A 22344-nucleotide genomic window follows, 5' to 3' on the forward strand; every position below is an offset into this window, starting at 1 on the left:
TGCACGGAGGGGATATGGATAACGAATTTTATACATACAGTTTTGAGAAGTTGGAAGTTTGGCAAGCGGCAAGGAAATTCAAAAAGACGGTTTATCAGGTAACCGGAAATTTTCCAAAAGAAGAATTATTCGGATTAACATCGCAGATAAGAAGATCTGCAGGAAGCATAACCTCAAATCTGGCTGAGGGTTCGGGCAGAGCAAGTGATAAAGATAAAGCCCATTTTACAAATATGGCATACACCAGTGCACTGGAAACAATAGATCATGTCATTACTGCATTAGATATGAACTTTATTTCAAAAGAAACTTATATCGACTCTCGGAAGAGTTTGGATGAAATCATAAACAAGTTGAATTCACTATATAAATATCAAATAGGAAGAAAAAGTAACTTAAAAGATTTCATCCCTAGAAAAGAGGAATAAACGGCTTTAAAGTTATTTTTCTCTCGAATATTTTCGGGATCGGGACGATAAATTCAACGATTCAACAGTTCATCAGTTAGACAAAATCTACCCAAAAAATTTAAACGTATTCTACAGCTCATGACTATGAAAAAAAACAAAACCGCTCTCATCACAGGAATCACCGGGCAGGACGGCTCCTATCTGGCGGAACTTCTATTAGATAAAGGATATGAGGTTCACGGGATCAAGCGGCGTTCCAGTTCATTTAATACATCCCGGGTAGATCACCTCTACACCGATCCCCATTTCAACGGGCTGCCGTTTTATATGCACTACGGCGATATGACCGATTCCACCAATCTGATTCGTATTATTGAAGAGACTCAGCCGGATGAGATCTATAATCTGGCAGCGATGAGTCACGTTCAGGTCTCCTTCGACTCTCCCGAATATACGGCTGATGTGGATGGCCTTGGGGCGTTGCGTATGCTGGAGGCGATCCGGATTCTGGGAATGGAGAAAAAAACAAAATTTTACCAGGCATCAACCTCCGAGCTTTATGGGAAAGTTCAGGAAACTCCTCAAAAGAGACGACTCCGTTCTATCCCCGCTCACCCTATGCCGTTGCCAAACTCTATGCCTACTGGATTACGGTGAACTACAGGGAGGCTTACGGTATTTTTGCGGCGAACGGAATTCTGTTTAACCACGAATCTCCCCGGCGAGGTGAGACGTTTGTGACACGGAAAATTACCCGTGCAGCAGTCCGAATTGCGGAGGGAGTGCAGGAGAAACTTTTCCTGGGCAATATGAATGCAAAACGTGACTGGGGTCATACCAAGGATTTTGTAAAAGGGATGTGGCTGATGATGCAGCAGGATGAACCGGAGGATTATGTGCTGGCGACAGGCGAAACGACTTCGGTTCGGGAATTCTGCAACATGGCGTTCAGGCATGCGGGTATTGATCTGGAGTGGAAAGGTGAAGGGGTCAATGAAAAGGGAATCAATAAAGCGACCGGAAAAGAAATTATTGAAGTAGATCCCCAGTATTTCCGGCCAACCGAAGTAGAACTGTTGCTGGGTGATCCATCAAAAGCCAAAGAAAAACTGGGATGGGAGTTTGAATATAAAATTGACGACCTGGTAAAAGATATGGTGGAGTCGGATATGAAGAAGCTGAAGCAATCAACCTGACAGCCTGAGCTTCGAAGCGGAGCGAAGTTCCTGTAAGCGTTGAGTGCTCCTTTGGCGCCTGTAATTGTTGAACTGTCGAATTGTCGAATCGTGAAATTTCATAATATTAACTTGACACATGATTTAAAATCAACAACTTTCGGTTCAACGGTTCAACGGTCCACGGTCCACGGTCCACGGTCCACGGTCCACGGTCCACGGTCCACGGTCCACGGTCCACGGTCCACGGTCCACGGTCCACCAATAAATCCAACTATATGAAACTGACCACCCTCACCATTGTGCTATTGTTCATACTGAACACTTCTGCGGAGGCACAGCTTAAAGAAGCAGCGCAGCTGGCAACGCTTTCACCTACCATTCTGGTGATTTACAGTGATATCGACAATTATAAAAAGAGCCATTATATGGTGAGCACAATCGGATATCTGGGCAGCTATATGATTCTGGAATCCAAATGGAAAGCGGCGCTTCTTACTTTGCTGTTGGGAGCGACAAAGGAGTTGGTTTATGATGAGATGCTGGGCAGAGGAGAGCCTCTGTGGGAGGATATGAAGTGGAATACGCTTGGGGTAGCGTCAGGGGTTTGTCTTTACAATTTCACTCAAATTTTAAAAGGTGAATTCTAGTCAATGTTTGTTGGTAGATGAATTCAGTTAATAGATATCTGTTATTTCTTTAATTTCTGTCTTGGATTGCAGGATTAAACCGGGCTGAATTAAGAAATTCAAATTGAACTTTCACGTTTGCTAATTATAACTTAATCATGTGTAATATTTGAATTTAGAGAATAATTTGCTTTGAAATCATTGATAAAAAAACTTGTCTATATTCTGCCAAAAGGAGATCCTTTTAAGGTGGCGATACTCTTTGTTTTGATGCTTATTGCGGCCGGGATTGAAGTTATTGGTATCGGTATGATACCTGCTTTTGTCTCTATTGTTCAGGCACCTGACCGTGTTTTGCAGTATGAACCTCTGATGGGGCTGTGGGAAATGCTTAATATTACTACCGCCAGAGATCTGCTCATTCTGGGCTCGGTTGCTTTGGTCGGGGATTTTTATTCTAAAAAGCGCGTATATACTGGCGTATAATTACACGGAAGCGAAGTATGTATATAACAGGAGATACCTCTTAAGCCACCGGTTAATGAGTTCCTACATGCAGGCACCCTATACCTTTCATCTTGGTAGAAATTCTTCTGAACTGCTCCGAAACACCATTGTTGAAGTAAACATTATTGTAAACAATGTTTTCACTAACCTTTTAAAAATTAGCAAGGAAGGGCTGATGGCTCTTTCCATTCTTATATTTCTATTTGCCATGGAACCGCTGATCTCCCTTGTTGTTATTGCTTTTTCGGGAATTGGAGCAGGCAGCTTTATTTTCTTCACTCAGAAAAAGGTGAAACGTTATGGAGAACAGGAGCAGAGGCACAGGAGAAATATGATTCAGGCTTTACAGCAAGGGTTCGGTGGGATTAAGGATGCACGGGTCTTGAACAGGGAGAACCTTTTTATTGAAAAGTTTCGTATCGAAGCACGCGAAAGTACCCTGCTCAAAACCTACATTCAATATATTCAACAAATCCCAAAACCGGTTGTTGAGACCACAGCCGTATTGGCGATGATGCTGATCTCCGCCATCATGGTGTGGCAGGGGCGCCCCATGAGTACGATTATTCCGATTCTTACTCTATTTGCCATGGCTACCGTTCGGCTTATGCCCGCTATTCAACAGCTAAGTACACTCTACACATCACTGCGATACAATCTTGTGGCTATAGATCCCATTTATGATGATTTAAAAGAGCTTGAAGAGTACAGAAACAACTTTTTAGCAGATCGAAAAAAACAAAACTCTATTCAGCTAAAAGAGGCTATTATAGCGGAGAGTGTCAGCTATAGTTATCCGGGAGCAGATGAAAAAGCACTCGATAACGTAAGTTTTATTGCTCCTAAAGGAAAAGCCATCGCATTTGTGGGGGAATCAGGCGCAGGAAAAACAACCATCGTTGATCTGATTTTGGGGCTTTTAACTCCAACATCCGGCACAATCCGAGTGGACGGCCAGGATATCCAGGAGGGAATTTCCGCATGGCAGCGAAATATCGGGTACATACCTCAAACAATTTATCTTGCAGATGAGTCACTTCGAAACAACGTCGCATTTGGCATTCCGGAAGACGAAATCGATGATGATAAAGTGACTCAGGCCATTCAATCTGCTCAGCTTAGTGAGATGGTTAGCCGACTTCCAAATGGACTTGAGACGATAGTGGGTGAAAACGGAACAAGAATCTCCGGTGGCCAGCGTCAGCGGATAGGAATAGCCCGCGCGCTTTACCACAACCCTCAGGTTTTAGTGATGGATGAAGCCACCTCCGCACTTGATAATATTACTGAGAAAGAGATCACAAGTGCTATTGAATCCCTTAAAGGTGATAAGACTGTGATTATGATTGCTCACCGCCTGACTACCGTTCAAAATTGCGACACACTGTACCTCATGAAAGATGGAAAAATAGTGGACCAGGGATCATATGATAATCTTGTGAGCACCAACAGTGAGTTTAGAGAGATGGCACTGGTGAATGAATAATTCGCGCTCTAAATAAAATGTTGCTCAAATGTACACAGGCATAAGGTATTATAATGAACAGTGATTAAAATTACGGGGTGCGGGTTTCACCCGTGGAATGATGTCAAGGTTTAAATCATCTTTAGTCAAGAATTGAAGCTTGTACTATGCGTACATGTGTTGATTCGATTAATTTGAGATCACGATTTATGTCTGAAAATCTGGAATGAAACTTAGACATCAACTTCAATAAATCGTATTCCACAGGGCGAGTTTTAAAGGTATTAATTAAAAAATAGAAACAGGTTTAGAATGAAATTATTAGTTACCGGAGGAGCGAGTTTTACTATGAATGAAGACGATGAAATCATTACAAGGTTACGTGAGATCAGTAAAGATGCTCTAAAAGTAGAAGAATTGAAGACTTCGAATTACTGACGGTACATGTGTTGAAAACTCGATTCGAATTTGAGGATGTCCAGGGCGAGTTTAAAAGGTATTAATGAAAAGGTAAATCATTCAGAATGGAAATTTAAGAACATCAAGCAGGTTCAAGTGAAATTGACTAATTCCACAGGGCGAAGTTTAAGAAGGTAGAATATATATAGACACAGAAATAGAGGGTTAGTATGAAATTAGTAATTACAGGTGGCGCGGGGTTCATCGGTTCGGCTTTAGTGCGAATGATCGTCAATGAAACAGAGCACAATGTTTTGAATATTGACAAACTCACTTATGCGGGACATTTGGAATCTTTGGAAAGTGTGAGTCATTCCGATCGCTATCAATTTGAAAAAGTGGATATATGTGATACTGAAGCGATTCATCGGATTTTTAATGAGTATCAGCCGGATGCTATAATGCACCTGGCGGCAGAATCTCATGTTGACCGTTCGATAGATGGATCAGCGGAATTCATAAAAACCAATATCAATGGCACCCATACGCTACTTGAGGAAGCCAGACATTACTGGCAGAAGTTAGAAGGTGACCGGAAAGATCATTTTCGGTTTCTGCATGTTTCAACGGATGAAGTGTATGGAGAACTGGGAGATACCGGCTTTTTCACCGAAGATACTCCATATGATCCGCGTTCTCCCTACTCCTCAAGCAAAGCTTCGTCCGATCATTTGGTGCGTGCCTGGCATCATACCTATGGATTGCCAACATTGATCACGAATTGTTCAAATAACTACGGGCCTTATCAGTTCCCTGAAAAACTGATTCCTGTTGTGATTTTAAAGGCATTACAGGGAAAGGAGATACCGGTTTACGGAACGGGTGAAAATATTCGGGACTGGCTCTATGTGGATGATCATGCCAGAGCCCTTTTAAAAGTTGTTCAAACCGGAGTACCCGGTGAGACCTATAACATTGGCGGGCACAACGAAAAACAGAACATCGAAGTAGTGCACACTATTTGTGATACGCTGAATAACGTAGTCCCTAAAGATGAAAATTATCGAGATCAAATAAGTTTTGTAACCGACCGTCCGGGACATGATTTCCGCTACGCCATTGATGCTTCCAAGATAGAAAAAGAACTGGGATGGACCCCTGAAGAAACATTCGACAGCGGAATTAAGAAAACCATTCAGTGGTATTTGGATAATATTGACTGGTGTGAGGCAGTCACTGAAAACAACTACAGTCTTGAGAGATTAGGCACTGGCTAAGGTTGAGGCTGAGGTTGAGAATCCGCTAAACCAATCATAATTTTAAAGTTATAGAACATGATAAAGTCATTTAGGGATATGGATGTTTGGAAAAAGGCACATCAACTGTCAATTGATAGTTTTCATCTGACAACGCCACTGCCAAGGGCGGAAGATTATGCATTGACTTCTCAAATAAGAAGATCATCCAACAGCATTTCGGCAAATATTGCAGAAGCATTTGGCCGAAGAACAAAGAAAGACAAAAGTTATTTTTATACCGTTGCACGTGGATCAGCATATGAAACACAAAGCCATTTAGAATATGGAAACGGAGTCGGATATTTTTCAGATGAACAGACGGAACGACTCTTTCTGGAATACAACGAATTGATACATCAACTAAATAAAATAATGAAGGCTCTGAGTTAAGGTTGAGGCTGAGGTTAAGGTTAAGAAAACCCTCAACCTGAGCCTTAACCCCCTCAACCTCAACCTTTACCTGAACACTCAACAATATGAAAGGAATAATACTCGCAGGCGGCTCCGGAACCCGTTTATATCCCGTAACCAAAGCCATCAGCAAACAGCTAATGCCGGTGTACGACAAACCGATGATCTATTACCCGCTATCGGTATTGATGCTGGCCGGAATACGTGAAATTTTGATCATTACGACACCTGAAGACAGTGAGAGTTTTAAGCGACTGCTTGGAGACGGTTCTGAATGGGGCATTGAACTCTCATACGCCGTACAGCCCAGCCCGGATGGCTTGGCACAGGCATTTATCATAGGAGAAGAGTTTATTGGGAAGGATGATGTGTGCCTGATTCTGGGGGATAATATTTTTTACGGGCAAGGCTTTGGGCATAAACTTGCCGACACCGTTCAGTCTTTGAAAGGAGCAACCGTATTTGGATATCGGGTTACGGACCCCGAACGTTTTGGGGTTGTAGAAATGGACAGCTCTGGGAAAGCACTCTCCATTGAGGAAAAGCCGCAGAAACCCAAAAGTAATCTGGCCGTGACCGGGCTCTATTTTTATGACAATCGCGTTGTAGAAATTGCAAAAAATGTTAAGCCTTCAGACAGAGGCGAACTGGAAATTACGTCTGTAAACCAAAAATACCTGGAACTGGATGCTCTGCACGTGCAGGTATTAGGCCGTGGTTATGCCTGGCTGGACACCGGAACACACGAGGCGATGAGTGAAGCTACTCAATATGTGGAAATTATTGAACGCCGGCAGGGGTATAAGATTGCATGCCTTGAAGAGATTGCCTGGCGACAAAAGTGGATTGATGAAGAACAATTGCTAAAAAAGGCGGATGAATTGAAAAAATCCAGCTACGGTGATTATTTAAAAATTTTACTAAAGAAACACTAGAGCTTAAAAAACAGATCTCAAAGTAAGGTAGACTTTCATTTTCAATCATGGATAAAAAAATGTTTTCAAAGCTTTTTGATAGATGAAAAGAATTGAGTTTATAGGACAATCCGGAGCTGGAAAGAGTACTTTATTTCGGAAGATTAAGTATCTACGGGACAAGAAAGAGGAGGGTCTATGGTTTACACCGGAAGAAGTTAGAAGGCAATGAAGAGAGTAGGAAAAATTACTTCTCCAAAAGGAAAAAAAGCACTGCTCAAAAGCCTGCTTATATTCTTTAGCGAATAAAAAAAAACAGAGAGAACAATTTCTTGACAGTGGTTTCATTAAAAAATATAAGGAGGATGTTTTTTATGAAACCCTGCCTAGATACGATTCTTATTTAGATGTACTTATTGAAAATATGCATACAGACGAGGATGCAATTTTCCAACAGAAATCATACCTGAAAGCAAAAATGATAGCGTGGTATTTGGAAAAAAGGTTACTTCCTGATGTAGCATTTTTGGAACATTTTGGGTATCAAGGCCATGTTGTTTATGAAGATGGGATTATTCATAATAATTCCCGCGCACTATCAAAGTATGAATTGTTTGAAAAAGTTTATGATGAAAATTCTACAACATATAAAAAAAACTCTAAACCTGAGGCTATTATATTTTGTAAAATATCACCTGATGAATGTGCTCAAAGGAGATTGAAAAGAGTTAATGAAGGAAAAGGGACATTCGTTGATAAAAGTCTTTCTGTGAATGAAATGTACTCTGTTTGTATCGATGAATATGAAATAGTGGGAAAATTGGCGGATAATTTTAAAGCTATAAATACACCTGTATTTACTGTAAATATGGAAGAAGGGCTAGAGCGACAGGAAGTAACTGTGAACCAATTATTACTAATCTTATCCTAGGAAAAAATAGGTGCTAGAATGATACCCGTTACCAAACCATTTTTACCTCCCCGCGAGGAATACCAGAAATACCTTAGAGGGATATGGGAAAGGGAGTACCTGACCAACAACGGACCACTGGTGCAGGAGCTGGAACAGAAGCTGAAAGATTACCTGGGTGTTGAACACCTGCTCTATCTATCCAATGGCACCATTGCACTTCAAATTGCCATTAAGGCGCTGGGTTTGAAGGGGGAGATTATCACCACACCCTTTTCATATGTAGCCACCACCTCCAGTATTGTCTGGGAGGGTTGCAGACCGGTATTTGTGGATATTGATCCTTGAAACATTAAATATTAACCCGGAACTGATTGAAGCAGCTATAACTGAAAATACTACGGGCATATTAGCTACCCATGTATTTGGTAATCCCTGTGATATTGAGGCGATTCAGGCCATTGCCGATAAGCACGATTTAAAGGTTATTTACGATGCTGCCCACTGCTTTGGTACCCAATACAAAGGTAAATCCGTTTTTAATTACGGTGACGTAAGTACCACCAGCTTTCATGCTACCAAGCTGTTTCATACGGTGGAAGGCGGAGCAGTTTTTACAAGCGACGATGAAGTAAACTATCGCATGAGCCGGATGCGGAATTTTGGTCATGCCGGTTTTGAACAGTTTGACGGGGTGGGGATTAATGGCAAAAACTCTGAATTCCATGCAGCCATGGGACTCACGAATTTAAAGTACAGCGACCAACATTTTAAGAAAACCGTAAATTGCAGTGTAAAAAATATTCACAGTTGCTAACAAATTATTCTCTTAAAACGATTACTATCCAAGAGGGTAGCACATATGGAATTGTGCATATTATCCTATGATTTTTGAAAGTGAATCATCTACATTAAAAGTAAAAGGCGCATTGGAGGAGCAGGATATTTTTCCTCGCCGTTATTTTTATCCCAGTCTTGATGTCTTAGACTATGTAAAAACAGAGGAGGTGCCGGTATCAAAAGATATTTCGAAAAGGATTTTGTGTTTACCCTTGTATTTTGATTTAGTTGATGCAGACCAGGAAATTATCGTTCAAATTATAAATACCTCAATCGCAGAGTAATTTGAAAAAAAAGAAGATACTACTTTTAGGCGGAAGTTTTGCTCAATTGCCCGCTATCAAAATGGCGAAAAAGATGGGGCTTCATACGATACTTTGTGATTATCTGCCGGATAATCCCGGTCAGAATTTTTCTGATGAATATATTAATGCCAGTACGACTGACAAGGAGCATATTTTAGAAATAGCAAAAGAAAAACAGATTGACTACGTGTTGGCGTATGCTTCAGATCCTGCAGCTCTAACGGCCGCCTATGTAAGTGAAGAATTGGGGTTGCCGGGAAATTCATATCAAAGTGTGAAAACCCTCTCTGAAAAACATCTGTTCAGAGAATTACTTCGGGATATTGGGCTCAACTGCCCAAAAGTAAAAAGTATAACCGGGGATGAAATAGATAATATCAGTGAATTGGAAATGGAGTACCCTTTAGTAGTAAAACCTGTTGACTCATCGGGAAGCAAAGGCGTAAAGCTCATTCGAGCTATTACTGAATTTAAAGAAGCTGCCTCATATGCATTGTCTTTTTCTAGGAAAAATAGAATAATTATTGAGGAGTATATAGCTGCAAAAGGAGCGCAACTGCATGGGGATGGATTTGTTGTAGACGACGAACTGATATTTTCCTGCCTTGGGGATCACCACTATGATGCTACCATTAATCCTTTTGTACCTTATTCTACAACATGGCCTGCTAACATAAGTGAAGATATTTTAGACAGAATAAATCGAGATTTAAATTTTTTGATAAAAAGATCCGGATTTAAAACTGGAGCAATAAATATTGAAGTCAGGGTTACGAATGAAGATGAAATTTTTATAATGGAAATTGGGCCAAGAAGTGGCGGTAATTTCACACCACAAGTAATTGAGTATGCAACAGGTTTTAACATGGTGGAGGCAGCACTAAGAGCAGCGATCGGTGAAAAAATCGAGATCGGAAAATTATTCAGAAAGTTTTCATCATATTATGTTTTGCACTCAGGAAAAAATGGCACACTAAAAAAAATAGCTATAGATCCGAAAATTTATTCATACATAAAAGAGAAGCATCAATACACAGAAGTAGGTGAGGAAGTTACTTCTTTTCAAGGGGCAAATGCCGCTATCGGAATATTACTTATGGTGTTTCCGACAAAAGAAGAGATGGAAGATGTAATGTGCGATATTGAACAACATATTAAAATTGAAGTTGAATAGGCTAGATTTCAATAACCGTATGGTGTATGTTTTTAAAACATAATTTAAACACTTCAAGCGTAATAATTTTGTATGATAGGCGATTCTTTAAAAAAGTACAATGCTAAGTTTATTAGAGGTAGCCGTTGCTTTTAAATTAGAACCGGTAATGAATTTGTGTCGGATCTGTCAATGAGTGATTTGCTCATGTTTCATTTAAAAATGAAATACTTTTATTTAATCACAAATTAGTTTAATTCATGAAGAAGATTGCAATTTTTGGGGTTCCCCGCTCCGGTACTACCTGGTTAGGTCAAATTTTTAACAGTTCCGAACATGTTGCTTACAGGCATCAGCCTCTTTTTTCTTATTCTTTCTTGCCCTCATTAAGCGAGAAAAGCGACAAAGAAGAGATTGAAAAATTTCATAAAGACTTGTTAAGCACTGATGATCCATATGTTTGTCATGTAAAGAATCTTTCAGGAAATAAAAATCCTGAATTTCACAAAGAAGAAATTACGCACCTTGTATGGAAGGAAGTCAGATATCTTGAAACAGTAGAGAACTTATTGGCAACATCTGAAATAAAAGTGGTTGGAATTGTCCGTCATCCCTGTGGTGTGATTAAATCATGGATAAAGGCGCCGAATGAGTTTGATGAAAATTGGGATGCTATGGAAGAATGGCGTTATGCCCCAAAAAAAAATATAAATAAGCATCATTATTACGGGTATGAAAAATGGGTGGAGGTTGCTCGGTTGTTTTTAAAACTGCAAAAAAATTTTCCAAGAAGATTTTTTGTAATTTCTTATGAAAACCTATGTGGCAGTACTCAAAGTGAAATAAAAAAACTGTTTAAGTTTTGTGACCTGCCAATGTCTGAACAAGTTTGTAAATTCATAAAGGACAGCACGTCAATATTTTCAGATGATCCTTATGGCGTTTATCGGAAAAATAAGAATATAAATAAATGGAAAGAAGAATTACCAAATGAGATTATTGAGGCAATTTTAAATGATAAAAGATTTCAATCCATAAAGGATAAATTTTAAATGAAACTTGTAAAAAATCGTAAGTGTATTAAAAATCATTCAATATTAAAGGAGGGATTCTGTTGAGGAGTAGTCTTAAAAAAATTACTGAGCATAATATGAAGAATACCGCACCAATTGTAAGTATTTGCAGCTTGGCTTACAATCATGAAAATTTTGTACGGGATTGTTTAGAAGGTTTTTTGATGCAAGAGACAACGTTCCCGGTAGAAATTATCATTCATGATGATGCCTCTACAGACAAAACTGCCGATATTATCCGGGAATATTCTGAAAAGTACCCTGATCTGATTACTGCCATACTGCAAAAAGAGAATAAATACTCTCAGGGAATACGTCCAATGAGCGAATATATATTTCCAAAAGCCAGGGGAAAATATATAGCTTTATGTGAAGGAGATGATTACTGGACTGATCCGCAAAAGATCCAAAAACAGGTGGGCTTTATGGAGAAAAACCCTGAGGTTGTTTTAACCTATCATACTTTTAAAAACGTAGATGTAAATAAAGAAATTAAAGATTATAGAGAAAAACCTTTACCGTGTACATTTATGTTTATTAATGATTTAGAAGATATGCCAGACCCGGTTAATTGTCCGAACGGTGATAGGTTTTTATTAACCTACTTTTCCTTAAAAGGTTCACTTAAGTATTTAGAGAATATTAAACCAAGTGTGAGAAGAGTTCATGAGGGAGGGGTTATGAGTATGGTGTCAATGGAAGTCAAATTAGATAGACAAGTCAAGACTTGGAGCGCAATTTACGAAGCTTTTAAAGAATCGAAAATTAGTGAGAAACTACTTATCAAGAAAAATACCTTTATTTACAGACAGTTATTGTGGAAATGGAAAAATGGAGACGAAGGGTTTTTAAAAATTATTTTCTACCCAATTAAGGTAAGGTATCTAAGATTATATAAACTCCTTATTAGGAGTTTAATTAATAGTGACTAGGCAATTCTGTGTTTGGGTATCAGATGGGAATGAAATCTTTTTAAAGAAAAATATTTAGAATTGTAGATTCATTGATTATTAATGGAAAAAGATAGTGCAGATACTGTGATTTTATGGGTTGACGGTAATGAACCTGTACATCGTAACAAGAGAAGTAAATATGATGATATAGTAAAAAAATGAAGCCAAAATTGCTAGAATTGAAGGGCGTTTTGTAGAAAGAGGAGAGGTTAAGTATTGTATAAAAAGTATAAGAAAGTTTGCACACTGGATAAGAAATATTTGTCTGGTAACTGATGAACAAACTCCTGTATGGTTAGATCTTTCACTTTCAAAAAAAATGAATGTACACGTTATAGATCATAAAACGATATTTAGAAATCATCTGGATTGTTTACCCACATTTAACAGTAGGGCAATTTCACCTGTAATGTGGAAAATTATAGGATTGGCTGAAAAATTTATCTATTTCAATGATGACATGTTTCTTATTAGCCCGGTGGAGAGGAAAGATTTCTATAATGGTGAAAAAGTTGTTATGCGTGGGCAAAGGAAACAACAAGATACACTCTTAAGAAACAAGTTAAAAAGAGCGTTAAAAAAGTTTCTACTCTTTCGCAAAAACATTACAATCTCTTCCAGTAAGCCTCACTTTATTAAATCTGCCAATTTAGCCGGATTTAAGAAAAAATATTTCCACAGATTGCATGTGCCATATGCAATGAAGATAAGTACTTTAAAAAGTTTTTTTGATGATAATCCTTCGATTTTACGCAATCATTTAGTTCATAAATTTAGGAGTAACAAAAACTTTATAACGGATTCATTGTTCATGCATTTAGCTTTAAAAGAAAAAAAGGCAGCTGTAAGGAACGATAATGATTTAGCCTATATACCTACTAAAGTGTCATTTAATGAACTTCATACTTTAGGATTTCTTAAAAAAGATGGCCATCGGAAAAAGTTTTTGTGTATACAAAATCTGGAAAGCATGCAAAAAAGTGCACCGGATATATTTGCAGAATTTGAAAGCTACCTTGAGAGTACAATTATGAGACAATAAGTGGATCTTCACTTGATACTATCTTTTATCACTAGAATTTCTCACACTTTTTTGAAATAATGTTTCAGCAGATGAAGGAATTCATAAAGATGGTTTTTTTAACCTGTAGGCATATCAATTGTAAGTGCATATTGGGTAATTCTTCTAAACACTTGGCTCTACAAAGTCACCAAGTTGCTAGCTTTCATTAGACGGAGACCAGGTACACACAACGTATGTTTTGCCAATCTGAAAGGATATTATATCATTCTAAAGAATGAAAGAAACATTTGAAACAAGTCGTAAACGGTTTATTTTTTTCTTGTATATGGTGGTTAATCCATTCTTTTGACAAATGCTTTGGGATGAGAGATTCAAAAAACTTGGTTTTATAGGACGAACTTAAAATAAACTGTTGAAGTAGATGGCGCGAAAAAAAAATCATAAACCGAGGGTCTTTTGTATCGGCTGGCACAAAACGGGCACAACGTACTCTCGGCCTGGCTCTATTAGATCTTAGAGTATGACGTACTGGGTGCCCGTCTCGATATGGTTGAACCTTTGTTTAAACGCGACATCGAGACGCCTATCAATATGGCCGGTAATTTCGACGCAGTTCAGGATGTGCCCTGGGCGGCACTCTTTAAAGAACTGGATGCTGCATATCCGGGAAGTAAGTTTATTTTAACCGTTCGCGATGAAGAGAGCTGGCTGAACAGCGCTAAAAAACACTTTGGGGAAACGCATGTGGGCTTGCATGAATGGCTCTATGGAGATGGGGTGCTAAAGGGAAATGAAGAACTATATTTGAAACGTTTCCGGGAACACTATCGGGATGTGCAGGCCTATTTTGAGGGGCGTGAGCAGGATCTGCTGGTGATGGATTTGATTGGCGGGGACAAATGGGAAAAGCTCTGCCCATTTTTGGAAGAGCCGATTCCGGATAAAGCTTCCCCTACGAAAATAAAGGGAAACACCGTTATAGCCGAAAGGATAAAATGAAGAACGTTTTACGCAAATTAGTGCCAGCATCCCTAAGGAAATTAAGGGTCTCTGTTCTCGAAAAGCAGGGTTTGCACTACGGATTGAATCGCTTCAATAATCATCCCATAAATAAGGAGTGGAGGGAAAAAGAGGCTGCCGGTAAAAAATAATTATACCAAGCCTGTATAATATATTTGAACTGAGTTCTGGATATTTATTATTTAACGTGAGTTTGAGATAAAAATCTGAATTTGAATATCAAAAGTCCCCTCCTTTTCCAAGGAGGGGATTTAGGGGAGGTTGAAACAAAGTATGTTTTCAATTTTCTAACTTTAAATCCTTGGCAATGACGAGAGCCATCCCGAGGAGGCTGTCTAAAAAGTGTATATGATCGAAGCTCGACCTAAATTATTTAGTTTATTTTTATTTTTTATGAAACATGTCCTTCGTGTTGCTTCGTGTCCTCACGTCTTCGTGGTAAAAACCGCAATTTATTACCACGAAGTCTCAAAGTCACAAAGGTTCACGAAGTAAACTTAAATAATTAAAGCATCCATATTTCAAATATACCTTTTGGGACATCCTCAGAATCTGTATCGAAATCCTTATTTCGAACTCACGTAATTTAGCTTTCTAAACCGTTAATCATTTTTACTATTACTGCTATCAAACAAAAAATAACAAAAACGATCTGGACATACTGGCACCAGGGTTTTGATCAGGCTCCGGAGATTATTCAGCACTGCATTGCTTCCTGGAAAAAGCACCATCCGGAGTGGGAGATTCATCTGCTGGATCAGGATAGTGTATGGGATCATTTAGACAGGCTGGACCTCAGCGGTGACGTACAAAAAAAACTGGGTTTGGCCCACACCTCCGACCTGATTCGTACCAAGTTGCTGGTTAAGCATGGGGGCGTCTGGGCCGATCCAACCTGCTTTTGCGTGCAGCCATTGGATGAATGGCTGCCTGATTATATGGACGCCGGAGTGTTTATGTTCCACCGTCCCGGCCGGGATCGCATCATCTCTAACTGGTTCATTGCTGCGAATCCTGATGATCCGCTATTGGAAAAAATATATAGCGCGCTTTGTGCTTATTGGAACAGCTATCACTTTGTTAATCTTGGAAGAAAAGAGAAGAGTAAAACGGAGCAGTGGCTGAACCGAATCATTAATCGAAATCTGAGCTGGCCACGGATCTGGTTTTCACCGCTTATGACGAGGCTCTTGAGGCTATTTCCCTACATGGTGTACCATTTTAAGGTGTATGATCTGATTCGAACCGACAAGGAGTGTGCCGCTATCTATCAAACTATGAACAAATACCCTGCCGATATCCCCCATAAAATGCAGCGGTTTGGCCTTTTGAAACCCCTGACAGATGAAGCCCGGCAATGGGTAGATGAGCAGCGCTCCCCGCTCTATAAACTGACCTGGAAACTGGATAGCCCAACCATCCCGAAGGACAGCGTATTGTACTATTTAATAGATTCACAGGCATGAAGATATACCTGCATATCGGGACGGAAAAAACAGGAAGCTCTCATCTGCAGAGCATCGCTGGAATTAATAGAGAGCGGTTAACGAATGAAGGGATCTGGTTTCCCAAAGCGGAAAAATTGGAGCAGCAGCTTCTAAAGGGAGAGATTTCAGCCGGTAATGCACAGGATATCACTGATGCCCTGAATGCCGATGATTTTGAAACCTGCAGTGAGATTATTGTCGAGACATCTTGTAAAAGCAAAAGAGAACGGTTGCCACTCGCTTTTTCTGTCCAATGAACTGCTGGTACTGGCACTGGCTAAAGAAAGCAGATTGAATCAGTTTGAGGCTATTTTAGACAGTATCGGCTGCCCTGAAACTAAGTATTTACTCTTTTTAAGAGATCCTGTGGACCAGGCGCTTTCACTGTACAAGCACCGGGCCAAAAGCGGCATGGCTCCCGATATTGGAAATTGGCCGGAAAAGCACTACTCATATGGGGACGGTTTACTTGCGTTTTTGAAAAATGCCGAACAAGAGAGGATCGACCTTACATGCAGAAAATTCAGCAAAAAAGAGGGAGCACTTGAAGAAATGCTTTTTAAAGAGTGGCTTGGTTTAGATATTGAATTAATACCTCCAACAAAGACGGTAAACCCTTCACTGAGTTTGTCAGAGCTCATGCTGATTAAAAAGGTAAGGCGGCATCAATCCGAATTGGCAAGCATTTTGTATGATAGGCTGTTGGCTGTCAGTAAAGACCAAAAAGCTGAAGATGCAAGCATTGATCAATATCACAAAGAGGTGCTTTCAAATTACCTGGCCCGATATGAAGAGACATGGAGAGTTTGCAATGCACATTTACCGGAGACCGAAATGTTATTGTACCCTTCTAAAGTGGACAAAAAGGATTCGGAAAAAGGAAAAATCAGCGCATTCTCTGATCGGCAGATGGATGAGATTACAGGGATTATTGGAGACTCCTTAACGTTTAGATTTAAACTCCGGGTTCTCTGGCTCAAGTGGAGAGGGCGTTTAGGGAAAATTAAAAAAACAGACTGTTGAAGTAATCGGGGGTAAATAAATTTGTATGAATCAATTCTCTATAGCCCCTCCTTACAATATTAAAATAAAAGGTGGTGACGCTATTATGTAAAATTGAATGTTGGTTCTGAACGTAATCATCTCCCACATTTACTAGTTAACGTGAGTTCGATATATCTTCTACATAGAAAAGATTTATACCAGCTTTTATGTACAAGATAGCCACGGCACATCTTTTGACGCGAAGCGAAACACGGAAGGCATTGAATAATCTCTGCTTTTCCACGGCTAATAAGTAACCAATTTCTATGAACAAATGATGTTTAAGGACTTTTAGCCCAGATTTTATCTCGAGCTTACGTTAGTTAGTGCTTACTCTAAAACTCTCGAATTAAAAAATTCAAATTGAATTCTCATTGGTAAAGGCTCTATGTTTTTATTTCAAGAAAAGATGTAGGACTATTTGAACGGCAGAATAGCATATACTCACACGCTTGTTCGATAAGTGAGTTTAACTATAATTCGTTATAAAGTTCAGACAAAATCTATGAATCTCTTATTATTGATAGTCAGATGAAAATACTATTTGTTATAGAGGCAGCCTTTGATCCATATGGTGGAGGCGTACAGCGAACAACATTTAAGCTGGGTAAGCATTTTTACGAAAAAGGGCTGGATGTCTCTTATCTTTCGCTGACACAAAAAGGACATATGGAAACCGTCGACTATGGCACTCTTTATCATGTTCAGAGTACCGGAGGGGCAGGTTCAGCTGAAAATCAACAGTTTATTCGGCAGGTTCTTAAAAATGTCAGCCCGGATATTGTGATTAATCAGCACCCTTACACGTATCACTTGCGGAATATTCTTTCGGAGATGAAAGAGGAAGAAGGGTATAAGTTGATCGGCTGCCTCAGAAATTCCCTCTTTAGCTTTAAGGATAACCTTGAGAACAAAGTGAAAGAGAAGCTGGCCGGGTCACCGCTGCTCCCTTTGGCGAACAACAAAGCGGGCCTATCGATTATATTGGCGTACCACTACCTGAAGCATCGCCGGGACCTGAAGCGAATCATCGATAAACACGACTATTTTATACTGCTCGCCCCTCCAAATCGACAGGAACTGGAATATTTTGTTGGAAGTTACAAACCGGAAAAAGTAAGGGCCATCCCCAACTCTATCCCGGAAGTTCACTCGCCCGGCGAAAAGGAGAAGCTTTTGCTCTATGTGGGACGGCTTGGTGTAAGCCAGAAACGGGCAGATTTGATTGCTCCGCTTTGGGAACGGATACATAAAAAACTGCCGGAATGGAATTTTATGGTGGTGGGTGACGGTGATTACCGGGAAACCCTGTTGAAGGAGATTGAACACCTTCCCCGTATTGAATCCATCGGACAGGCGGATCCTAACCCCTATTACAAAAAAGCTTCCATATTGGTGATGACTTCAGCCTACGAAGGGTTTCCTAATGTGCTTTTGGAAGCCCAAAGCTACGGTGTGGTGCCGGTGCTTTTCAATAGTTACTCCGCCGCACCTTGGGTTACAACCGAGGAAAAAGACGGTTGCCTGGTTGAACCGTTCGACCTGGATGCCATGGCGGATAGTGTAGTTGAGCTGACAGAAGACAAGGAGAAACTGGAGGTCATGTCGAAGGCCGCATTAGAGAGTGCCCGCCGTTTTACTGTTGACGAAGTTGGCAAAGATTTGGTTTTCATTTTTTAAAGAGATTCGGGGGAATGGATAACAGAAACCACATGCTTTACTACCTGGTGCTGTTTCTAATCTCACCGGTGCTTGCCGTGATTGCGGCAATGGCCAATTTCCAACATAAGAATGCACGCCTCACCCTGCTTCTTTTTATGGGTGCGTTTGGATATACCATCATTATACCGGTTGCAGCTGACGGATCCCGCCAAGCAATGAATTTTGCTGAATTTTATCACTACTTAGATTTTACGCAACTTTGGAATATTTTGGGCGAGATTATAAGCCTGAAAGGGGGTAAACATTTGGGGGCGGGAGCGGATGAACTTTATCTGCCGATTCTCTCTTTCACATTTCACGATTTACTACCAACCCGGACTGGCTGTTTCTGGCTGCGGGGTTGATTTATGGGTATTTTTTTATCCGTGGTATTTCCCTTGTCTACTCCGACATGCATCGAAACTGGAATGTTGTACTCCTGGTGCTGTTTCTGTTTTTTATCTCTTGGAAAAATCTCGAGGGGCTCAATTCCATACGAAACTGGACCGGTGCATGGTGTTTTTTTTGCGGGGCCTACCTCTATCTCAAGACCCGAGACATGAAATATATACTTCTGGTAATGCTGGCTCCTATGATTCATGCAGGGTACCTGGTTATTACTCTTCCGTTTTACGCCTATCTTATTATTGGAGATCGTAAATATGTGTTGTTGGGTATTCTTGCGGCATCTTATCTATTTTCTACTACATACCGGGTTTATTGAGCCCTATTTGACAAGTACAGGGTTGGGAGAAGCAAAAATGCAGGCTTATGCGATTGAAGACGATGGGGGGGATGGCTTTGAACGAGTCGATACCCGAAGTTTTCATGCACGGTACTACCTATCTACCGGAAAACTGATCGTTCAGGTGCTATTTATCTATGCGCTTTTGTTCCTGGGATACTTGAAAGGTGATAACCACGACCCGCTTCGAACCCGGCTTGCAGGGCTTGCTATTTTAATGCTTAGTCTGGCGAATCTTTCAGGTTTTGCGCCAGCCCTGCAAAACAGAGTATTCGTTAATTTCGGGCTGTTTGCACTTGCTTATCTCGTATTGCATTACAGTAAATTGAACCCCTCTCCCGGGCTTCATAGAAATATAGTGTATGTGGCATTACCGGGGATACTTTTGTTTGTATTTACACAATATAGCCAAAATGGTGACTTTATGGATTTCAGGGTTTTATTCAGTCCTTTAATGTATCCGTTTCTGGGAGATGATCCGGTTTCGATGAAAGAGTTTATACGGTCTTTATTACTCTAAATAAACTTTTTTAAAGCAACATTCAGTCAAGAAATGAAAAATTTGTTTAGTCGTAAATTTCGAACATCTATTTCCAGGTCTTTGACCAACTTTAGAGGTTGGAAAACAAACCGCAAAATTGTGGTCATTGAGTCAGATGATTGGGGGAGTATTCGGATGTCGTCAAAAGAAAGTCTTCAAACGTTGAAAAGAGCAGGCCTAAAAGTTGAAAATTGTCACTATGTGCAAAATGATGCATTAGCCTCAGAAGATGATCTGGAAAGGCTTTTTGAAGTATTAATGGCATATGAAGATGGTAATGGACAATACCCTGTTATTACAGCAAATGCTATAATGGCAAATCCTGATTTTGAGAAAATTAAAGAATCAGGTTTTAATGAGTATCATTTTGAATCTTTCAAAACTACTTTAAGCCGATATCCTAACCATAAAAACAGTTTCAAAATATGGGGAGATGGTATGAGTAACGGTGTTTTCTATCCGCAATTTCACGGAAGGGAGCATCTGCAGGTGCAGCGTTGGATGAATCAGATAAGAAATCAAAGTAGTGAAACAAGGTTGGCCTTTGATTTAGGCGTTTTCGGTTTAAGTACGACTGTGACTTCTGAAAACAGGAAAAGCTATATGGCTGCATACGACTGGGAAGATGTAATGGATAAAAAATTTATTTTCCAGGCAGTGGATGAAGGACTTGACATATTTAAGCAAATTTTTGGGTTTCAATCTTACTCTTCGATCGCGCCAAATTATGTATGGCATGAAGAGTTAGAGGAGATAATGCTGGAAAAAGGGGTACATGTAATCCAGGGATCATCTGTACAGAAATCTCCGGAAATAGGGGTAACTTCGTTCCGAAAAATTCGCCATTATACAGGACAGGAAAACAAAAATGGGCAGAAGTATCTTGTCAGAAATTGTAAATTTGAACCCAGTTCTGACAGGAGTATAGATTGGGTGTCCAATTGCTTGCGGGATATTGAGCTTGCATTCAAATGGAAGAAGCCTGCTATTATTGAAATGCACAGAGTGAATTTTGTTGGATTTATAAACGAAAAGAATAGAGATTTAAACCTTATTCTTTTAAACAAATTACTATCTGAAATAAATAGAAGGTGGCCGGAAGTGGAGTTTATGTCATCTGAGGATTTGGGAAGGCTAATTTTAGAGAATCATGAATAGGGCTAAAATTCTTATAACCGGAGATACACATTTAGGTGGTGGCAGGGTTAAAGATTTAGCCATCCAAGGTGAAAAATATGAGTTATTTGGCCCTTTTCTGAAGGTGATTGAAGGAGCAGATTTATCTGTAACAAACTTAGAATCTCCTGCAATTGATAAAGGAAGCCCTCAATTGAAAACCGGGCCTAATCTTAAAACCCCTGTTAGGACCTTAAAAGTGTTAGCTGATTCAGGTTTCAACCTTCTTACACTGGCCAATAATCACATTATGGATTATGGTGCTGAAGGCCTAAATAGCACAATCCAAGAGTCTCAGAAATTGGGCTTAAACACTGTTGGGGCGGGGATGAGCTCACAAGAAGCAGAAAAACCATACATAAAAGATATACATGGTTTAGCGATAGGCGTTTTGAATATTGCTGAAAATGAATTTGGTGCGACCTGCAATTCCAATCCCGGGTTTTATGGAATGAATCCTGTGAAAAATTACTACTCAATTGAAGATTTATCCAAAGAAACGGACTTTCTAATTCTCATTGTTCATGGAGGGCACGAAAATTATCCACTTCCCAGCCCTGCAATGAAGGAGAGGTATCGATTTTTTATTGACGCAGGAGCCGATCTAGTTGTGGGGCATCATCCACACTGCTTTAGTGGATTTGAATTTTACCGGGGAGCACAAATACACTATAGTTTAGGTAATTTTCTTTTTGATGGAGCTAAAAACGATTACGACCTATGGAGCCGGGGATATATGTTGCAGTTGGATCTTGGAAAGGATGGAAATAAAATAACACCAATTCCATATATTCAAAATGGAAATAAAGCGGGCCTCAGAAAATTAACCAAAATCGAAATGCAGAATTTCAATGAAGAATTTGGCAAACTTTCTAAAATTATTTCACATGACAAAAAACTCGGCGAATCGTTTGATAAATTCTGTATGACGAAATATAATCTCTACTCATCCTATATTGAGTCTCATTCAATTAAATCTCTTCATTTTCTCCAAAACCGGAATCTATTTCCATCTTTTATAAATGAAAGAAAAAAGAGATTGTTGCTAAATTTAACACGCTGTGAATCTCATCGTGACGTACTAATGAATATATTAAAATCATGAAAATAGCAATACACCATAAGCAGGGGGATTTCAGTTCTAAATGGATTGAATACTGTCAA

General features: G+C 39.7%; 23 protein-coding genes and 2 pseudogenes. All 25 read left to right on the plus strand.

The window, feature by feature from the left end:
• Window positions 1–14 precede the first annotated feature (14 nt).
• Entirely contained in the window at window positions 15–428 is a 414-nt protein-coding gene (locus U5K35_RS01965; protein WP_322569792.1) for a four helix bundle protein, read from the plus strand.
• Window positions 429–554: 126 nt separating this feature from the next.
• Window positions 555–1606: pseudogene (gene gmd, locus U5K35_RS01970) on the plus strand (GDP-mannose 4,6-dehydratase).
• 257 nt (window positions 1607–1863) lie between these two features.
• The gene (locus U5K35_RS01975) at window positions 1864–2235 is read left to right on the plus strand and encodes a hypothetical protein (RefSeq protein ID WP_322569793.1); all 372 of its coding nucleotides are present in this window, start codon (window positions 1864–1866) and stop codon (window positions 2233–2235) included.
• Between the two features lie 171 nt (window positions 2236–2406).
• Complete coding sequence (locus U5K35_RS01980) at window positions 2407–2700, plus strand: hypothetical protein (protein WP_322569794.1); 294 nt, start codon at window positions 2407–2409, stop codon at window positions 2698–2700.
• Window positions 2648–4207, plus strand: coding sequence for an ABC transporter ATP-binding protein (locus U5K35_RS01985; protein WP_322569795.1), 1560 nt, complete (start codon window positions 2648–2650; stop codon window positions 4205–4207). Before U5K35_RS01980 ends, U5K35_RS01985 begins: the two co-directional genes overlap by 53 nt.
• 608 nt (window positions 4208–4815) lie before the next feature.
• Window positions 4816–5862: a dTDP-glucose 4,6-dehydratase gene (gene rfbB, locus U5K35_RS01990; RefSeq protein WP_322569796.1), complete on the plus strand. Its 1047-nt coding sequence runs from the start codon at window positions 4816–4818 to the stop codon at window positions 5860–5862.
• A 57-nt stretch (window positions 5863–5919) separates the two neighbouring features.
• The gene (locus tag U5K35_RS01995) at window positions 5920–6273 is read left to right on the plus strand and encodes a four helix bundle protein (RefSeq protein WP_322569797.1); all 354 of its coding nucleotides are present in this window, start codon (window positions 5920–5922) and stop codon (window positions 6271–6273) included.
• 86 nt (window positions 6274–6359) lie between these two features.
• Window positions 6360–7229, plus strand: coding sequence for a glucose-1-phosphate thymidylyltransferase RfbA (rfbA, locus tag U5K35_RS02000; protein WP_322569798.1), 870 nt, complete (start codon window positions 6360–6362; stop codon window positions 7227–7229).
• 403 nt (window positions 7230–7632) lie between these two features.
• Window positions 7633–8139 (plus strand): hypothetical protein, encoded by a 507-nt coding sequence (locus U5K35_RS02005; RefSeq protein ID WP_322569799.1) that lies wholly within the window; start codon window positions 7633–7635, stop codon window positions 8137–8139.
• 18 nt (window positions 8140–8157) lie between these two features.
• Window positions 8158–9242 (plus strand): annotated as a pseudogene (locus U5K35_RS19480) (DegT/DnrJ/EryC1/StrS family aminotransferase).
• 1 nt (window position 9243) lies between these two features.
• The gene (locus tag U5K35_RS02025; RefSeq protein ID WP_322569803.1) at window positions 9244–10437 is read left to right on the plus strand and encodes an ATP-grasp domain-containing protein; all 1194 of its coding nucleotides are present in this window, start codon (window positions 9244–9246) and stop codon (window positions 10435–10437) included.
• Between the two features lie 239 nt (window positions 10438–10676).
• Entirely contained in the window at window positions 10677–11468 is a 792-nt protein-coding gene (locus U5K35_RS02030) for a sulfotransferase (RefSeq protein ID WP_322569804.1), read from the plus strand.
• Window positions 11469–11566: 98 nt separating this feature from the next.
• The gene (locus tag U5K35_RS02035) at window positions 11567–12421 is read left to right on the plus strand and encodes a glycosyltransferase (protein WP_322569805.1); all 855 of its coding nucleotides are present in this window, start codon (window positions 11567–11569) and stop codon (window positions 12419–12421) included.
• An 81-nt stretch (window positions 12422–12502) separates the two neighbouring features.
• Window positions 12503–12604 carry a Stealth CR1 domain-containing protein gene (locus U5K35_RS19485; RefSeq protein WP_416221570.1) on the plus strand — a complete coding sequence of 34 codons (102 nt, stop codon included), beginning with the start codon at window positions 12503–12505 and terminating at the stop codon, window positions 12602–12604.
• Window positions 12605–12620: 16 nt separating this feature from the next.
• Window positions 12621–13484, plus strand: coding sequence for a hypothetical protein (locus U5K35_RS02040; RefSeq protein ID WP_322569856.1), 864 nt, complete (start codon window positions 12621–12623; stop codon window positions 13482–13484).
• A 528-nt stretch (window positions 13485–14012) separates the two neighbouring features.
• The gene (locus tag U5K35_RS02045) at window positions 14013–14465 is read left to right on the plus strand and encodes a sulfotransferase family protein (RefSeq protein ID WP_322569806.1); all 453 of its coding nucleotides are present in this window, start codon (window positions 14013–14015) and stop codon (window positions 14463–14465) included.
• Window positions 14466–15124: 659 nt separating this feature from the next.
• Window positions 15125–15952: a capsular polysaccharide synthesis protein gene (locus tag U5K35_RS02050; protein WP_322569857.1), complete on the plus strand. Its 828-nt coding sequence runs from the start codon at window positions 15125–15127 to the stop codon at window positions 15950–15952.
• Window positions 15949–16230, plus strand: coding sequence for a hypothetical protein (locus U5K35_RS02055; protein WP_322569807.1), 282 nt, complete (start codon window positions 15949–15951; stop codon window positions 16228–16230). Before U5K35_RS02050 ends, U5K35_RS02055 begins: the two co-directional genes overlap by 4 nt.
• Window positions 16169–16996, plus strand: a complete 828-nt coding sequence (locus tag U5K35_RS02060; RefSeq protein WP_322569808.1) for a hypothetical protein — start codon at window positions 16169–16171, stop codon at window positions 16994–16996. Before U5K35_RS02055 ends, U5K35_RS02060 begins: the two co-directional genes overlap by 62 nt.
• A 552-nt stretch (window positions 16997–17548) precedes the next feature.
• The gene (locus U5K35_RS02065) at window positions 17549–18697 is read left to right on the plus strand and encodes a glycosyltransferase (protein WP_322569809.1); all 1149 of its coding nucleotides are present in this window, start codon (window positions 17549–17551) and stop codon (window positions 18695–18697) included.
• A 14-nt stretch (window positions 18698–18711) separates the two neighbouring features.
• On the plus strand, window positions 18712–19083 hold the full coding sequence (locus U5K35_RS02070) for a hypothetical protein (protein WP_322569810.1): 372 nt from the start codon (window positions 18712–18714) through the stop codon (window positions 19081–19083).
• A gap of 194 nt (window positions 19084–19277) precedes the next feature.
• Window positions 19278–19442 carry a hypothetical protein gene (locus tag U5K35_RS02075; RefSeq protein WP_322569811.1) on the plus strand — a complete coding sequence of 55 codons (165 nt, stop codon included), beginning with the start codon at window positions 19278–19280 and terminating at the stop codon, window positions 19440–19442.
• 22 nt (window positions 19443–19464) lie between these two features.
• Complete coding sequence (locus U5K35_RS02080; protein ID WP_322569812.1) at window positions 19465–19983, plus strand: hypothetical protein; 519 nt, start codon at window positions 19465–19467, stop codon at window positions 19981–19983.
• 33 nt (window positions 19984–20016) lie between these two features.
• Window positions 20017–21162, plus strand: a complete 1146-nt coding sequence (locus tag U5K35_RS02085; RefSeq protein WP_322569813.1) for a hypothetical protein — start codon at window positions 20017–20019, stop codon at window positions 21160–21162.
• Window positions 21155–22285, plus strand: a complete 1131-nt coding sequence (locus tag U5K35_RS02090) for a CapA family protein (RefSeq protein WP_322569814.1) — start codon at window positions 21155–21157, stop codon at window positions 22283–22285. The genes U5K35_RS02085 and U5K35_RS02090 overlap by 8 nt, the downstream gene beginning before the upstream one ends.
• Window positions 22286–22344 lie beyond the last annotated feature (59 nt).

The organism is Rhodohalobacter sp. (genome assembly GCF_034521535.1).
Classification (GTDB): domain Bacteria; phylum Bacteroidota; class Rhodothermia; order Balneolales; family Balneolaceae; genus Rhodohalobacter.

Coding starts and splice junctions, on each gene's coding strand:
- U5K35_RS01975 (WP_322569793.1), top strand. CDS start 1,864: ATGAAACTGACCACCCTCACCATTGTGCTATTGTTCATACTGAACACT.
- U5K35_RS02065 (WP_322569809.1), top strand. CDS start 17,549: ATGAAAATACTATTTGTTATAGAGGCAGCCTTTGATCCATATGGTGGA.
- U5K35_RS02070 (WP_322569810.1), top strand. CDS start 18,712: ATGGATAACAGAAACCACATGCTTTACTACCTGGTGCTGTTTCTAATC.
- rfbB (WP_322569796.1), top strand. CDS start 4,816: ATGAAATTAGTAATTACAGGTGGCGCGGGGTTCATCGGTTCGGCTTTA.
- U5K35_RS01995 (WP_322569797.1), top strand. CDS start 5,920: ATGATAAAGTCATTTAGGGATATGGATGTTTGGAAAAAGGCACATCAA.
- U5K35_RS02045 (WP_322569806.1), top strand. CDS start 14,013: ATGGTTGAACCTTTGTTTAAACGCGACATCGAGACGCCTATCAATATG.
- U5K35_RS02030 (WP_322569804.1), top strand. CDS start 10,677: ATGAAGAAGATTGCAATTTTTGGGGTTCCCCGCTCCGGTACTACCTGG.
- rfbA (WP_322569798.1), top strand. CDS start 6,360: ATGAAAGGAATAATACTCGCAGGCGGCTCCGGAACCCGTTTATATCCC.
- U5K35_RS19485 (WP_416221570.1), top strand. CDS start 12,503: ATGGAAAAAGATAGTGCAGATACTGTGATTTTATGGGTTGACGGTAAT.
- U5K35_RS01965 (WP_322569792.1), top strand. CDS start 15: ATGGATAACGAATTTTATACATACAGTTTTGAGAAGTTGGAAGTTTGG.
- U5K35_RS02005 (WP_322569799.1), top strand. CDS start 7,633: ATGCATACAGACGAGGATGCAATTTTCCAACAGAAATCATACCTGAAA.
- U5K35_RS02085 (WP_322569813.1), top strand. CDS start 20,017: ATGAAAAATTTGTTTAGTCGTAAATTTCGAACATCTATTTCCAGGTCT.
- U5K35_RS02035 (WP_322569805.1), top strand. CDS start 11,567: ATGAAGAATACCGCACCAATTGTAAGTATTTGCAGCTTGGCTTACAAT.
- U5K35_RS02075 (WP_322569811.1), top strand. CDS start 19,278: ATGAAATATATACTTCTGGTAATGCTGGCTCCTATGATTCATGCAGGG.
- U5K35_RS02090 (WP_322569814.1), top strand. CDS start 21,155: ATGAATAGGGCTAAAATTCTTATAACCGGAGATACACATTTAGGTGGT.
- U5K35_RS02055 (WP_322569807.1), top strand. CDS start 15,949: ATGAAGATATACCTGCATATCGGGACGGAAAAAACAGGAAGCTCTCAT.